The sequence below is a fragment of the Pantoea sp. GCM10028869 genome (genome assembly GCF_042666835.1).
In the GTDB taxonomy this organism is placed as follows: domain Bacteria; phylum Pseudomonadota; class Gammaproteobacteria; order Enterobacterales; family Enterobacteriaceae; genus Pantoea; species Pantoea leporis.
In genome coordinates, this window is record NZ_JBHTGO010000008.1 from 189,649 (window position 1) to 204,082 (window position 14,434).

Below are 14,434 nucleotides of genomic sequence, written 5' to 3' on the forward strand. Positions count from 1 at the left end.
CCGGAAAAGCCCGGTCTGACGCGGTTTTTCGCCATTGAATGCCGCAAACCAGGTGCGTAAGATTCTCTGTCTACATTTACAATTAAGAAACACTTATGCAAGCCTCCATCACAGAAACACTCGACAAAAAACACGACGACACGCCGGTCAATTCACGTGGCAAAGTGGTTGTGGCATCGCTTGTCGGCACCGCCATTGAGTTCTTCGATTTCTATATCTATGCCACCGCTGCGGTGATTATTTTCCCGCACATCTTCTTCCCGCAGGGCGATCCGACCGTGGCCACGTTGCAGTCGCTGGCGACCTTCGCGATCGCCTTCGTGGCGCGTCCTATCGGTTCTGCCGTGTTTGGACACTTTGGCGACCGCGTTGGCCGTAAAGCCACCTTGGTGGCATCGCTGCTGACCATGGGCGTCTCGACGGTGCTGATTGGTTTACTGCCAGGTTATGAAACCATTGGCGTGGCAGCGCCGCTGCTGCTGGCGCTGGCGCGTTTTGGTCAGGGTCTTGGCCTTGGTGGCGAATGGGGCGGCGCAGCACTGCTGGCGACCGAAAATGCTCCGGCGAAGAAACGTGCGCTTTATGGTTCGTTCCCACAGCTCGGCGCGCCGATTGGCTTCTTCTTCGCTAACGGCACGTTCCTGCTGCTTTCATGGTTGCTGACCGACGAGCAGTTCATGAACTGGGGCTGGCGCGTGCCGTTTATTCTCTCTGCGGTGCTGGTGTTAATTGGCCTGTATGTGCGCGTTTCGCTGCATGAAAGCCCGGTATTCGCCAAAGTGCAGAAAGAGAACAAACAGGTGAAAATGCCGATTGGCACGCTGCTGAGTAAGCATCTGACCGCCACCATTCTCGGCACCTTCATCATGCTCGCCACTTACACGCTGTTCTACATCATGACCGTGTATTCGATGAGTTACGGCACCGCACCCGCACCGGCTGGCCTCGGCTATTCACGTAACAGCTTCCTGTGGATGCTGATGGTGGCGGTGATTGGTTTTGGTGTGATGGTGCCGATTGCCGGTCTGCTGGCCGATCGCTTTGGTCGTCGTAAAACCATGATCACCATTACGCTGATGATTATCGCCTTTGCATTGATGTTCCCAATGCTGCTGGGTTCCGGTTCTCAGGTGCTGGTAATGGGCTTCCTGATCCTTGGTCTGAGCATTATGGGCCTGACGTTTGGTCCGATGGGCGCGCTGCTGCCAGAGCTGTTCCCAACGGAAGTGCGTTATACCGGCGCATCGTTCTCTTACAACCTGTCGTCGATTCTTGGTGCCTCGGTAGCGCCTTATATCGCCACCTGGCTGAACGCCCATTACGGTTTGCAGGCGGTGGGCTTCTATCTGGCTTCGATGGCGGTGTTGACGTTGATCGCGCTGATTGCCTGTAAAGAGACGCGAAATCAGACGCTGTATGAAGCGGTGTGATTGAGCTGGCTGTACTCTGGGTCGTGTGTGCTTGCTGTCCCTTAGGTATGTGCTCGCTGTCCCCCTCCTCGGTCCTCCCCCATAAATGGGGGAGGAAGATGCTGCCATATGTTCGTTCTGAAGCTGCATGTGGCAGCGTCTCCTTCCCCCGCTAGCGGGGGAAGGCCGGGATGGGGGACAGCGAGTACACACCTAGAGCAACAGCGAGCACGAATAAAAAAAACCCCGGCAAGCCGGGGTTTTTTATTGTGCTGAAAACAGTGTCGCGCGTGGCTTAGCCAGCGACAGCGATACGTTTCATATCGGTCATGTAGCCACGCAGTTTGCGGCCTACAGATTCGATTGGGTGCTGACGAACGGCTTCGTTGACGTCACGCAGCTGCGCGTTATCCACCTGCGTACCTTCAACTGCTTTGCCCAGATCGCCCGGCTGCAGCGTGGTCATGAACTCTTTCAGCAGTGGAACTGCCGCAAAGGAGAACAGGTAGTTACCGTATTCTGCGGTATCCGAGATAACCACGTTCATTTCATACAGACGCTTACGTGCGATGGTGTTAGCAATCAGCGGCAGCTCGTGCAGTGATTCGTAGTAAGCCGACTCTTCGATGATGCCCGCGTCAACCATGGTTTCGAATGCCAGCTCAACGCCTGCTTTCACCATCGCAACCATCACGACGCCTTTGTCGTAATATTCCTGCTCTTCGATTTTGCCATCAAACTGCGGTGCGTTTTCGAATGCCGTTGCGCCGGTCTCTTCACGCCAGGTCAGCAGGTTTTTGTCGTCGTTAGCCCAGTCAGCCATCATGCCTGAAGAGAATTCGCCAGAGATGATGTCATCCATGTGCTTCTGGAACAGCGGTGCCATGATGGTTTTCAGCTGCTCAGACAACGCATAAGCACGGATTTTTGCCGGATTAGACAGGCGATCCATCATCAGCGTGATGCCGCCAAACTTCAGTGATTCGGTGATGGTTTCCCAGCCGAACTGAATCAGTTTTTCGGTGTAAGCCGCGTCGTGACCTTCAGCTACCAGCTTGTCGAAGCACAGCAGAGAACCGGCCTGCAGCATACCGCACAGGATGGTCTGCTCGCCCATCAGGTCAGATTTCACTTCCGCAACGAAGGAAGATTCCAGCACGCCTGCACGGTCGCCGCCGGTCGCTGCTGCCCAGGCTTTAGCAATCGCCATGCCTTCGCCTTTCGGATCGTTTTCCGGGTGAACGGCAATCAGCGTAGGTACACCGAAACCACGCTTGTACTCTTCACGTACTTCAGTACCTGGGCACTTCGGTGCCACCATTACTACGGTGATGTCATTGCGGATGGTTTCGCCCACTTCAACAATGTTGAAACCGTGTGAGTAACCCAGCGCAGCGCCATCTTTCATCAGCGGCTGAACAGCCTGAACGACCGCCGAGTGCTGCTTGTCTGGCGTCAGGTTAACCACCAGATCGGCCTGTGGGATCAGCTCTTCGTAAGTACCGACTTTGAAGCCGTTGTCGGTCGCTTTGCGGAAAGAGGCACGCTTCTCAGCAATCGCTTCAGCACGCAGGGCATACGCCACGTCCAGACCAGAATCACGCATGTTCAGACCCTGGTTCAGACCCTGAGCGCCACAGCCAACGATGACCACTTTCTTGCCTTTCAGGAAGCTAGCGCCATCTGCGAATTCGTCGCGTGACATGAAACGACATTTGCCCAGCTGCGCTAACTGATTGCGCAGATTCAATGTGTTGAAGTAATTAGCCATGGGTACTCCGGTTAGATGTTGTGTTTGTTTTTGTTCAGTAACGACGTTGTCTCTTACGCCGCGAATGACCCCATCATATGACAGGAAATCCGTTGCTTAAATTGATATATTAGCAAGGTGACATTGCATAATTTGCAACATAACCTTGAGGCGATACGCGCATGGATTTACGAGACCTGAAACTCTTCCTTCATCTGGCTGAAAGCTGCCACTTTGGTCGCACCGCGCGTGCCATGCACGTCAGCCCTTCAACCCTTTCGCGCCAGATTCAGCGCCTGGAAGAGGATGTCGGTCACGCGTTGTTCCTGCGTGATAACCGCACCGTCACGCTCACCGAAGCCGGTGAGCGCCTGCGCCAGTTTGCGCAGCAGACGTTGCTGCAGTATCAGCAGTTACGCCATGTGATGGATCTTAACGGCCCGTCGCTGAGCGGCGAACTGCGCCTGTTCTGCTCGGTAACCGCCGCTTACAGCCATCTGCCGCCGATTCTTGATCGCTTTCGCGCTGAACATCCGCAGGTAGAGATCAAACTCACCACCGGTGATGCCGCCGATGCGATTGAGATGGTGCAGTCCGGCGACGCCGATCTCGCCATTGCCGGTCGCCCAGAATCGCTGCCGGCCAGCATAGATTTTACGCCACTGGGCCTGATTCCGCTGGTGCTGATCGCCCCGGCGCTGCCTTGCCCGGTGCGCAATCAGGCGACGCAGGAGCAACCCGATTGGGCGCAGATTCCGTTTATCCTGCCGGACCAAGGACCTGCACGCCGTGGCATCGATTTATGGTTCCGTCGCCAGCGCATGCCCAATCCGCAGATTTATGCCACGGTTTCCGGGCATGAAGCGATTGTGTCGATGGTGGCGCTGGGATGTGGTATTGCGCTGCTGCCGGATGTGGTGCTGGAGAACAGCCCGGAACCGGTGCGCAATCGCGTATTGACGCTGGAGAATGTGGAGTCTGTCGCACCGCTGGAACTCGGCGTTTGCGTACAAAAAAAGCGGCTCGGAGAGCCGCTTATCAATGCGTTCTGGCACCAGCTGTAATCACTGCCCGGCGAGGAAGAAACGGAACGCCGGATTGCTCGCTTCGTCATGCCATTCATAACCCAACGCGGTGAGATGGGTTTCGAAATCCGGTTCCTGATCGTTGGCTTCAAATGCCGCCAGCACGCGGCCATAATCGGTGCCGTGGCTGCGATAATGGAACAGCGAGATATTCCAGTGCGCACCCAACGTCTGCAGGAACTTCAGCAGCGCGCCCGGTGCTTCCGGGAATTCAAAGCTAAACAGGCGTTCGCGCAGCGGCTTCGATGGACGTCCGCCCACCATGTAGCGCACGTGTAGCTTGGCCATTTCGTCATCCGACAGATCCACCACGTGATAACCGGCTTCGCTCAGTTGGCTGATGATCTCACCGCGCTCCTCCAGCCCGCGCGTTAAGCGCACGCCGACGAAAATGCAGGCGTTATCCGCATCCGCGTAACGATAGTTGAACTCGGTGATGGAGCGCCCGCCGATGGTCTGACAGAACTTGAGAAAACTGCCCTGCTGTTCTGGAATGGTGACCGCCAGCAGCGCTTCACGCTGTTCGCCCAGTTCGCAACGTTCGGAGACATAGCGCAAGCCGTGGAAGTTGACGTTGGCACCCGACAACACGTGCGCCAGGCGCTCACCTTTGATGTCGTGCAGCTGGATGTACTTCTTCATACCCGCCAGCGCCAGCGCGCCGGAAGGTTCCGCCACGGCACGCACATCTTCGAACAGATCTTTCACCGCTGCGCAAATTGCATCGCTATCCACCGTGATGATGTCATCGAGATACTCCTGACACAGACGGAAGGTTTCGCTGCCGATGCGTTTGACAGCCACGCCTTCCGCAAACAAGCCCACGCGCGCCAAATCTACCGGTTCACCCGCATCCAGCGCGGCCTTCAGGCAGGCTGAATCTTCCGATTCCACGGCGATCACTTTGATCTGCGGCATCAGCTGTTTGATCAGCACCGCGACACCCGCCGCCAGACCGCCGCCGCCTACCGGCACGAAGACGCGATCGAGATGCGCGTCCTGCTGCAGCAACTCCATCGCCAGCGTGCCCTGCCCGGCGATCACTGCCGGATGGTCAAACGGAGGAACGAAGGTGTAACCCTGCTGCTCTGCCAGCTCAATCGCTTTGGCTTTCGCCTCGTCGAAGTTGGCACCAAACAGATAAGCCTCACCGCCAAATGCGCGTACTGCATCAACCTTGATGTCTGCCGTGGCCAGCGGCATCACAATCAGTGATTTGATGCCAAGCGTGCTGGCCGAGAGTGCCACGCCCTGCGCATGGTTGCCAGCCGAAGCCGTCACCACGCCGCGCGCTTTTTGCTCTTCGTTCAGCCCGGCAATCATCGCGTAAGCCCCGCGCAGCTTGAAGCTATGCACCGGCTGACGATCTTCACGCTTCACCAGAATGGTGTTGCCAAGACGCGATGAAATTTTTTCCATTTTTTGCAGTGGCGTCACTTGGGCAATTTCATACACCGGTGAACGCAGCACTGCGCGCAAATACTCCGCGCCGTTTGGCGTCGCGGAGAGCGGTTGAGACTCAGCCATCGGTTAGCCTCCCAGCTTGGACTTATCGCGCACCGCGCCTTTGTCTGCGCTGGTCGCCAGTGATGCATAGGCGCGCAGGGCAAAGGAGACTTCACGTACGCGGCCGTGCGGGGTATAAGCCGCATCGCCGCGCGCTTGCTCTTCTTCACGACGGGCGTGCAGTTCGTTATCCGGTACCGCCAGCTTGATGCCACGGTTCGGGATATCGATCTCAATCATGTCGCCATCTTTCACCAGCGCGATGGTGCCGCCGCTCGCCGCTTCCGGAGAGGCGTGACCAATCGATAAGCCTGACGTGCCGCCAGAGAAGCGACCATCGGTGATCAGTGCGCAGCTTTTGCCAAGGCCCATGGATTTCAGATAAGTGGTCGGATAGAGCATTTCCTGCATGCCCGGTCCGCCTTTCGGTCCTTCGTAGCGGATCACCACGACGTCGCCGGCTACCACTTTGCCGCCAAGGATCGCTTCAACTGCATCATCCTGGCTTTCGTACACCTTCGCCGGGCCTTTGAAGGTGAGGATCTCTTTGTCTACACCCGCGGTTTTAACGATACAGCCATCTTCGGCAATGTTGCCGTAAAGCACAGCTAAGCCGCCATCCTGCGAGTACGCGTGTTCGCGAGTACGAATACAACCCTCGGTACGGTCATCATCCAGCGTGTCCCAACGGCAGTTCTGCGAGAACGCCTTGGTGGTACGAATACCAGCAGGACCGGCGCGGAACATATCCTTCACCGCCTGATCTTTGGTCAGCATGATGTCGTACTGATCCAGGGTTTCACGCATGCTCTGCTGCAGGATGTTGCGCGCGCTGGTGTCGATCAAACCGGCGCGATCTAACTCACCGAGAATGGCGATAACGCCACCCGCACGGTGCACATCTTCCATGTGATATTTCGGCGTACTTGGCGCCACTTTGCACAACTGCGGCACTTTGCGTGACAGACGGTCGATATCGGAGATATTGAAATCGATCTCGCCTTCCTGCGCGGCAGCCAGAAGATGGAGAACGGTGTTGGTGGAACCGCCCATAGCGATATCCAGCGTCATCGCATTCTCGAACGCCGCTTTGGTGGCGATGTTACGCGGCAGCATGTTGACGTCATCCTGCTCGTAGTAGCGTTTGGTCAGGCTAACGATGCGCTTGCCGGCATTGATGAACAGCTCTTTACGATCGGCGTGTGTGGCCAGCAGTGAACCGTTACCCGGCTGCGACAAGCCCAGCGCTTCGGTCAGACAGTTCATCGAGTTGGCGGTGAACATACCGGAACAGGAACCGCAGGTTGGACAAGCAGAACGTTCGATCTGATCGCTGTCGGCATCGCTGACGTTCGGATTGGCGCCCTGAATCATTGCATCAACCAGATCCAGCTTGATGATTTGATCAGACAGTTTGGTTTTACCGGCTTCCATCGGGCCGCCAGACACAAAGATCACCGGAATATTGAGGCGCAGTGACGCCATTAGCATGCCTGGGGTGATTTTGTCGCAGTTGGAGATACACACCATGGCATCGGCGCAGTGCGCGTTAACCATGTACTCCACTGAATCGGCAATCAGCTCACGTGAAGGCAGTGAATACAGCATGCCGCCATGACCCATGGCGATACCGTCATCCACCGCAATGGTGTTGAACTCTTTGGCCACGCCGCCAGCTGCTTCGATTTCCTCAGCAACCAGTTTGCCAAGATCGCGCAGGTGCACGTGGCCCGGTACGAATTGGGTGAATGAGTTGACCACGGCGATAATCGGCTTACCGAAATCGTCGTCGGTCATTCCTGTCGCGCGCCACAAGGCACGGGCACCGGCCATGTTACGTCCATGGGTGGTGGTGGCGGAACGGTACTTAGGCATGCTCTATTTACTCCAGTAATAATAAGGTTGCGGGCGCCATCTGACGCCCGCAAAAAATCTCGTTATGCGTTAACCGGATCCAACCAGCCCCACTTGTCTTCCGTCTCGCCAGTGAACAGGCCAAAGAATGCCTTCTGGATACGACCGGTGACCGGACCACGTTTACCTTCACCGACTTGAATGCCGTCGACGCTGCGCACCGGAGTGATCTCCGCTGCAGTACCTGACATGAAGACTTCGTCGGCCAGATACAGGGATTCGCGCGACAGAACCTGCTCACGCACTTCAATACCCATGTCTTGCGCCAGCTTGATGATCGCGTCACGGGTGATGCCCGGCAGCGCTGAAGAGGTGAACGGCGGCGTGAACAGAATGCCATCTTTCACTTCGAACAAGTTTTCGCCAGCACCTTCTGAAATATAGCCGTTGGTGTCGAGCGCGATACCTTCCTGATAGCCGTGGCGGCGCGCTTCGCTGCCTACCAGCAGAGAGGAGAGATAGTTACCACCCGCTTTCGCGGCGGTTGGCAAGGTGTTTGGTGCAACGCGGTTCCACGAAGAAACCATGGCATCGATACCGTTTTCCAGCGCTTCAGCGCCCAGGTAAGCACCCCAAGGGAAGGCAGCGATGATTACATCGGTGGTGTAGCCATCTGGCGGGTTCACACCCAGACCCACGTCACCCACGAAGGCCAGCGGACGGATATAAGCGCTTTTCAGTTTGTTCACGCGGATCACTTCGCGGCACGCTTCCATCAACTCATCAACGCTGGCTTTAATCGGGAAACGATAAATTTTAGCGGATTCATGCAGACGCTTCATATGCTCACGGTGGCGGAACACCACTGGACCTTTGTGTGAGTCGTAGCAACGCACGCCTTCAAACACAGAAGTACCGTAGTGCAGGGCGTGAGACATAACGCTGACCTTGGCGTCTTCCCACTTAACCATCTCACCATTGAACCAAATAAAGTCTGCTTTCTTCGTACTCATTGCTTTTTCCTTTGGCGACTATGCGCGGATTTGTTGTGTTGTCTGTTGTTGGATCTCGACGCAAGCGACATCCATAAGTTTGCTTAACTGCGAAGACAGTAAATCGACTGAGCGTTGGCTGGCAACGGTCATTTCGATATTAATGTTCTCCGCATTGACCGCGGTGGCCATATTCATCGCACACACCTGGAAACCACGGTGACGCACGACACGCAAAATGCGCTCCAATATTTCAGGACGAAAGCGGGCTTCAATAGACAATTGATGCTGATTCATGCGGTTTTCTCCATCATGTTTGCGTTGCTGGCACCCGGCGGTACCAATGGCCAGACGTTTTCATGCTCATCTATCGAAACATGCAGGAAGTAAGGACCTTCACTGTTCAGCAGAGCATCGAGGGCGGCGTCGACCTGATCTTTACGGCTAATGTGCTGGCCTGGGATATCAAACGCGCTGGCCAGCGTGAGGAAATCGGGGTTGTCGGTCAGAATGGTTTCGCTGTAGCGACCATCAAAGAACAGTTGCTGCCACTGGCGCACCATGCCGAGACGCTGGTTATCCAGCAGCAGAATTTTCACCGGCAGCTTGCCGCGCTTGATGGTGCCCAGCTCCTGAATGTTCATCATGATAGAACCATCGCCAGACACGCAGATCACTGTGTCCTCCGGACGTGCTACCTGCGCCCCAATCGCCGCCGGCAGGCCAAAGCCCATAGTGCCGAGACCGCTCGAGGTGATGAAGTTTTCTGGCGCGGTGAAACTCATGTGCTGAGCGGCCCACATCTGGTGTTGACCTACATCGGTGGTGACCACGGCGCTGTCCGCTTTGCGGTCAGACAACTGCTTCAGCAACAACGGCGCATAAATGGCTTCGCCTGGATGATCGTAGCGCCAGTCAAACTCGCTTTTCATCGCGCTAACTTCCTTGCGCCAGCCATCAATGTGCATTGGCATGCTCAGTGCCGGCAGCACCTGATTCATATCGCCTTGTAGTGAAACGTGAGCACGGCGCAGTTTGTTCAGCTCGGCAGGATCAATATCGATATGGATGACGCTGGCGTGCGGCGCGAAGGTGTCCAGCTTGCCAGTAACGCGGTCGTCAAAACGCGCGCCAACCGCAATCAGCAAATCACAGGATTGTACCGCGAGGTTAGCGGCTTTGGTGCCGTGCATGCCCAGCATCCCGAGATAGAGATCGCTGCTGGCATCCGCGCTGCCAAGACCTTTCAGCGTAGAAACCATCGGAATACCGGTTTCCTGCGCCATGGCACGTAAGGCTGGAACCGCCTGCGCCATACCCACGCCGCCACCGATATACAGCATCGGCTTATGCGATTGCGCCATCAATGTGCGCGCCTCTGCAATGTGCTGCGCGGAGTGGCCGATTTCTTCCTCAACTGGCAGCAGATGAGGCGTCAGTTCGCCATTGGCGATCTGAATGTCTTTCGGGATATCGACCAGTACCGGGCCGGGACGACCCGATTGCGCGATGGCAAAAGCTTCTGCCATCACTGAGGGTAAATCATCAAGCGATTCAACGAGGAAACTGTGTTTGGTGCAGGCTAACGATAAACCAAGAACGTCTATTTCCTGGAAGGCGTCGGTGCCGATGAAGGCCGATGATACCTGGCCGGTGATCGCCACAACCGGGATCGAATCCATCATCGCATCCGCCAAACCGGTGATCAGGTTGGTGGCGCCGGGCCCCGAAGTGGCGATACATACGCCAGTCTTGCCGGTTGCGCGGGCATAACCGATAGCAGCCATCACCGCACCTTGCTCATGACGACACAGTAGATGTTCCACGCCGCCATCGTAGAGCGCATCGTACACTGGCATGATTGCGCCGCCAGGATAGCCAAACACTGTATCGACACCCTGCGCGCGTAAAGCCTGAACTACCCACTGTGCACCTGTCATGGTTATTCTCCTGTATTCCTAGGGGAACAACAGAATTTTATGCTACTGCTCATAATCTGTTCCTCGCTAATTTGCTGATATTTAGCCTGGTCAAAAAAAAACCCCCGGACCTTTCGGTGCGGGGGTTTTTGGAATTCCAGACTTGATTTTTAAGCCTTTCTTTCTCCAAGCGATGCCCCGCACGGTGGGATAATAATCACCACCACGCTAATCACGACTAGGCTAATCACTTGTAGAAGGGCTTTCATGTGTTGTTTGTTTTTTCGATTGTTCGAAGTAATACCTACAGAGTTACCATAGTTAGCGTGTCGTTGACAATAATTTTCATTGGAAAATTTTATGATGCCGCTGGCGGCCCGCCGTTATCACATTGTAAATAAAAGGTTATTTACATTTGTGATAAAAATTCATAACTCCCGCGTCGTAATCTTCATTTGGAGTTTACGAGCAAGCTCAGATTTTCAGTGAAAGAGCGGCAATTATCAGGGAATGTAAGGAATCTGGCTCTGAAGTTGAGCAGTAAGCCATTGTTCATCTGTCTGGCTGCTTTGATGATAAGGACAACAAGGAGCGGTTATGTCTTTATCGAAGGTATTAACACGAGCTGCGCTGGGTGTTCAGGCTCCGCTGGTGACGGTGGAAGTGCACATCAGCAACGGCTTGCCGGCCCTGACGCTGGTTGGACTGCCTGAAACCACGGTAAAAGAAGCGCGGGAACGGGTGCGAAGCGCGATTATTAATAGCGGGTTCACCTTCCCGGCGAAACGCGTCACCATCAATCTGGCGCCTGCCGATCTGCCAAAAGAGGGCGGACGCTATGACCTCCCCATCGCTATCGCCATTCTGGCGGCCTCTGAGCAGCTGCCAGACGCAAAACTGGGGCAATTTGAATTCCTGGGGGAGTTAGCACTTAACGGCGCGCTCTGTGGCGTTCAGGCCGCTATTCCAGCTGCGATGGCGGCACTGCAAGCAGGCAGACAAATGGTGTTAGCTGAACAGAATCAACAGGATGTAGGGTTGATTCAACAAGGCGAGACGCTGGTTGGCAAACATCTGGTAGAAATCTGTGCGTTTCTCCATAACAAAACCACTCTCACTGTCGCGCATTATCAGCCCGAAACGCTTGAACAGGAAAAGCAGGACCTCAGCGATATCATTGGCCAGGATCAGGGCCGACGTGCACTGGAGATCACCGCAGCTGGCGGGCATAACCTATTACTGATTGGGCCGCCTGGCACCGGCAAGACCATGTTAGCGACGCGTCTGCCCGGTATCATGCCACCGTTAGACGACCAGGAAGCGCTGGAGTGCGCCGCTATCGCCAGTCTGGTAAGCAGTGGCAATCTCCATCATCAGTGGCGCAAACGGCCGTTCAGAGCGCCTCATCACAGTTCATCACTCTATGCGCTGGTTGGGGGCGGCTCCTTGCCGCGGCCGGGAGAAATCTCCTTGGCACACAATGGCGTGTTATTCCTCGATGAGCTGCCAGAATTCGAGCGCAGAACGCTTGATGCTTTGCGCGAACCGATTGAATCCGGGGAAATCGCCATTTCACGCACGCGCGCTAAAGTGACGTATCCCGCGCGCTTTCAATTGATCGGCGCGATGAATCCCAGCCCGACCGGGCATTATCAGGGCAACCATAATCGCTCATCACCTCAGCAGGTGTTGCGCTATCTCAATCGGTTATCAGGACCTTTTCTCGATCGCTTTGATTTATCGTTAGAGGTCCCACTTCTTCCCAGTGGGTCTCTGAGTAAGAAACAACAAGTCAGCGAAAGCAGCGCTGAAGTTTTAACTCGCGTCCTCGCCGCACGAAAGATTCAAACAGCACGCAGCGGAAAAGTGAATGCTCATCTCTCTAACCCAGAGATTTTGCGCTGGTGTCCATTGAAGCAGCAGGATGCTGAATGGCTGGAAGAAGTGTTGAATTCGTTGGGGCTTTCAGTACGCGCCTGGCAGCGGATTTTAAAGGTGGCCAGGACAATAGCTGATTTAGCAGGTGAAGAGCAGATTACTCGTAGTCATTTGCAGGAAGCGGTGGGATATCGCAGCATCGACCGCTTAATGATCTATCTGCACAAGACTCTGGAATAAAAAACGGGGCTTATATAAGCCCCGCTATTCTTAATCATCGCTATCGCTAAAATCTTCCACCGTATCCATCTGCGGCTTGCCGCCAGATAGCGTATGGAAACGCTTAGGTCGCTTGATACGTGCGGTATATTTCGACCATACACGTTCAGCTTCCGTTTGTGGCTCACGAAGACCACGACATACTTCTAAAAATGAACGCTCTTCTTCTGTAATGGGTTCACGCTTAGCGAGATCCAGTTCATTAAAGGCGTAACCGTGGCGCTCCAGAAGCTGAGCTTCTTTAATGGTGAAATCACCATGACGCGAAAAACCACGTGGGTAATGTTTGTTATCAAAGAAACGATTCGTTGTTGCGAAGCTATCCGCCATTTTACACGCTCCTGACTCTCATATGGCCGTGCTATTTATGGCGCGGAGTATTAGATAGGCTTGACAGAGTGTAAAACAAAACATTTAAATCAGTACGACAAACAATTTTTGGGAGAATGCAGTGGATACGGAATTACTGAAAACTTTCCTCGAAGTGAGCAGAACACGCCATTTCGGGCGTGCTGCTGAAGCGCTTTACCTCACGCAATCTGCCGTTAGTTTTCGCATTCGTCAGCTGGAAAATCAGCTGGGCGTAAACCTTTTTACTCGTCACCGTAATAACATCCGGCTGACTTCAGCAGGCGAGCGTTTATTACCCTATGCCGAAAGCTTGATGAGCACCTGGCTGATGGCCAAAAAGGAAGTTTCGCATACACAACAGCATCATGAGCTTTCAATAGGAGGTAGCGCATCCCTTTGGGAAGCGTACTTAACTCCCTGGTTGCAAACACTTTATGAGAATCGAGAAAGCCTTCATCTCGAGGCACGTATCGCCCAGCGACATTTACTGGTTAAGCAATTGCATGAACGTCAGTTGGACCTGTTGATCACAACTGAAGCGCCAAAAATGGATGAGTTAACCAGCCAGCAAATAGGGCATATTTCGCTCGCATTATTCCGGGCGCGTAAAACCGAGAAGCGTGAAAAATATGACTATATCAAGCTGGAATGGGGCGCAGATTTTCATCAGCATGAAAGTTATCTGTCTAGTGATGATGTTCCCGTATTAACCACCACATCCGCACATTTAACACGCGAATTACTGCATACCACCGGTGCTTGTGCCTTTTTACCTGATTTTTGGCACGGCATTTATAGTGATTTGATGGTTATTCCAGATACACCCGTCGCCGTGCGACCGTTATATGCGGTGTGGCTGCAGAATAGCGATCAGCAAAGTCACATTCGTCAGCTGCTTAAATATCCGGTTTTGACACAATAAGATAATAAATGAGGGAGTTTGAGTGGATCACAGTGAAACTCAAACTCATTTCACTGCCGAATTTGGACAAAAAAAATCCTTTGCCGAAGCAAAGGATTATTTTCTGGCAGGGGCGGAGGGACTCGAACCCCCAACACCCGGTTTTGGAGACCGGTGCTCTACCAATTGAACTACGCCCCTAATTAGGGTGGCGGAACGGACGGGGCTCGAACCCGCGACCCCCTGCGTGACAGGCAGGTATTCTAACCAACTGAACTACCGCTCCACCGATTCTGTACTGATATCAGACAATCGTTCTGATTTCAGGTGTTTCGCCCTTCCCGCGTCACAGGGAAGGTCATGACCCGGTAACGGGTCTTAAATTGATGCCTGGCAGTTCCCTACTCTCGCATGGGGAGGCCCCACACTACCATCGGCGCTACGGCGTTTCACTTCTGAGTTCGGCATGGGGTCAGGTGGGACCACCGCGCTAAAGCCGCCAGGCAAATT

The 14,434-nt window shown here is 54.4% G+C and carries 12 protein-coding genes, 2 tRNA genes and 1 rRNA gene; 4 read left to right on the forward strand and 11 right to left on the reverse strand.

The window, feature by feature from the left end:
- The first annotated feature begins 95 nt into the window (after positions 1 to 95).
- Positions 96 to 1,430 (forward strand): MFS transporter, encoded by a 1,335-nt coding sequence (locus tag ACFQW4_RS19730; RefSeq protein ID WP_101762781.1) that lies wholly within the window; start codon positions 96 to 98, stop codon positions 1,428 to 1,430.
- A gap of 274 nt (positions 1,431 to 1,704) precedes the next feature.
- On the opposite strand, the gene ilvC is transcribed toward ACFQW4_RS19730, so the two are convergent.
- The gene (ilvC, locus tag ACFQW4_RS19735; protein ID WP_101762782.1) at positions 1,705 to 3,180 is read right to left on the reverse strand and encodes a ketol-acid reductoisomerase; all 1,476 of its coding nucleotides are present in this window, start codon (positions 3,178 to 3,180) and stop codon (positions 1,705 to 1,707) included.
- Between the two features lie 161 nt (positions 3,181 to 3,341).
- On the opposite strand from ilvC, the gene ilvY reads away from it, so the two are divergent.
- Positions 3,342 to 4,223, forward strand: coding sequence for an HTH-type transcriptional activator IlvY (ilvY, locus tag ACFQW4_RS19740; protein WP_271461146.1), 882 nt, complete (start codon positions 3,342 to 3,344; stop codon positions 4,221 to 4,223).
- Here ilvY and ilvA read toward each other — a convergent pair whose 3' ends face one another.
- The 6 genes from ilvA to ilvL form a co-directional block, all read right to left on the reverse strand.
- Positions 4,224 to 5,771, reverse strand: a complete 1,548-nt coding sequence (gene ilvA / locus ACFQW4_RS19745) for a threonine ammonia-lyase, biosynthetic (RefSeq protein ID WP_217549805.1) — start codon at positions 5,769 to 5,771, stop codon at positions 4,224 to 4,226.
- A 3-nt stretch (positions 5,772 to 5,774) separates the two neighbouring features.
- Positions 5,775 to 7,625, reverse strand: a complete 1,851-nt coding sequence (gene ilvD, locus ACFQW4_RS19750) for a dihydroxy-acid dehydratase (protein ID WP_271461145.1) — start codon at positions 7,623 to 7,625, stop codon at positions 5,775 to 5,777.
- A gap of 62 nt (positions 7,626 to 7,687) precedes the next feature.
- Positions 7,688 to 8,617, reverse strand: coding sequence for a branched-chain amino acid transaminase (locus ACFQW4_RS19755; RefSeq protein WP_007888821.1), 930 nt, complete (start codon positions 8,615 to 8,617; stop codon positions 7,688 to 7,690).
- Between the two features lie 18 nt (positions 8,618 to 8,635).
- A complete protein-coding gene (ilvM, locus tag ACFQW4_RS19760) occupies positions 8,636 to 8,893 on the reverse strand; it encodes an acetolactate synthase 2 small subunit (RefSeq protein WP_101762784.1) in 258 nt (85 codons plus the stop codon).
- On the reverse strand, positions 8,890 to 10,536 hold the full coding sequence (gene ilvG / locus ACFQW4_RS19765; protein WP_271461144.1) for an acetolactate synthase 2 catalytic subunit: 1,647 nt from the start codon (positions 10,534 to 10,536) through the stop codon (positions 8,890 to 8,892). The genes ilvM and ilvG overlap by 4 nt, the downstream gene beginning before the upstream one ends.
- Positions 10,537 to 10,685: 149 nt before the next feature.
- Positions 10,686 to 10,784 carry an ilv operon leader peptide gene (gene ilvL / locus ACFQW4_RS19770; RefSeq protein WP_071531048.1) on the reverse strand — a complete coding sequence of 33 codons (99 nt, stop codon included), beginning with the start codon at positions 10,782 to 10,784 and terminating at the stop codon, positions 10,686 to 10,688.
- Positions 10,785 to 11,112: 328 nt separating this feature from the next.
- On the opposite strand from ilvL, the gene ACFQW4_RS19775 reads away from it, so the two are divergent.
- Positions 11,113 to 12,633 (forward strand): YifB family Mg chelatase-like AAA ATPase, encoded by a 1,521-nt coding sequence (locus tag ACFQW4_RS19775; protein ID WP_110867717.1) that lies wholly within the window; start codon positions 11,113 to 11,115, stop codon positions 12,631 to 12,633.
- 30 nt (positions 12,634 to 12,663) lie between these two features.
- Here the strand turns inward: ACFQW4_RS19775 and ACFQW4_RS19780 are convergent, their stop codons facing one another.
- The gene (locus ACFQW4_RS19780) at positions 12,664 to 13,002 is read right to left on the reverse strand and encodes a DUF413 domain-containing protein (RefSeq protein ID WP_008106616.1); all 339 of its coding nucleotides are present in this window, start codon (positions 13,000 to 13,002) and stop codon (positions 12,664 to 12,666) included.
- Positions 13,003 to 13,123: 121 nt separating this feature from the next.
- Between ACFQW4_RS19780 and hdfR the strand changes: the two genes are divergently transcribed.
- Positions 13,124 to 13,945: an HTH-type transcriptional regulator HdfR gene (gene hdfR / locus ACFQW4_RS19785; RefSeq protein WP_008106614.1), complete on the forward strand. Its 822-nt coding sequence runs from the start codon at positions 13,124 to 13,126 to the stop codon at positions 13,943 to 13,945.
- A gap of 104 nt (positions 13,946 to 14,049) precedes the next feature.
- On the opposite strand, the gene ACFQW4_RS19790 is transcribed toward hdfR, so the two are convergent.
- The 3 genes from ACFQW4_RS19790 to rrf form a co-directional block, all read right to left on the reverse strand.
- Positions 14,050 to 14,125 (reverse strand) — tRNA-Trp (locus ACFQW4_RS19790).
- Between the two features lie 8 nt (positions 14,126 to 14,133).
- Positions 14,134 to 14,210, reverse strand: a tRNA-Asp gene (locus tag ACFQW4_RS19795).
- Positions 14,211 to 14,312: 102 nt separating this feature from the next.
- Positions 14,313 to 14,428, reverse strand: a 5S ribosomal RNA gene (gene rrf, locus ACFQW4_RS19800).
- Positions 14,429 to 14,434: the final 6 nt, after the last annotated feature.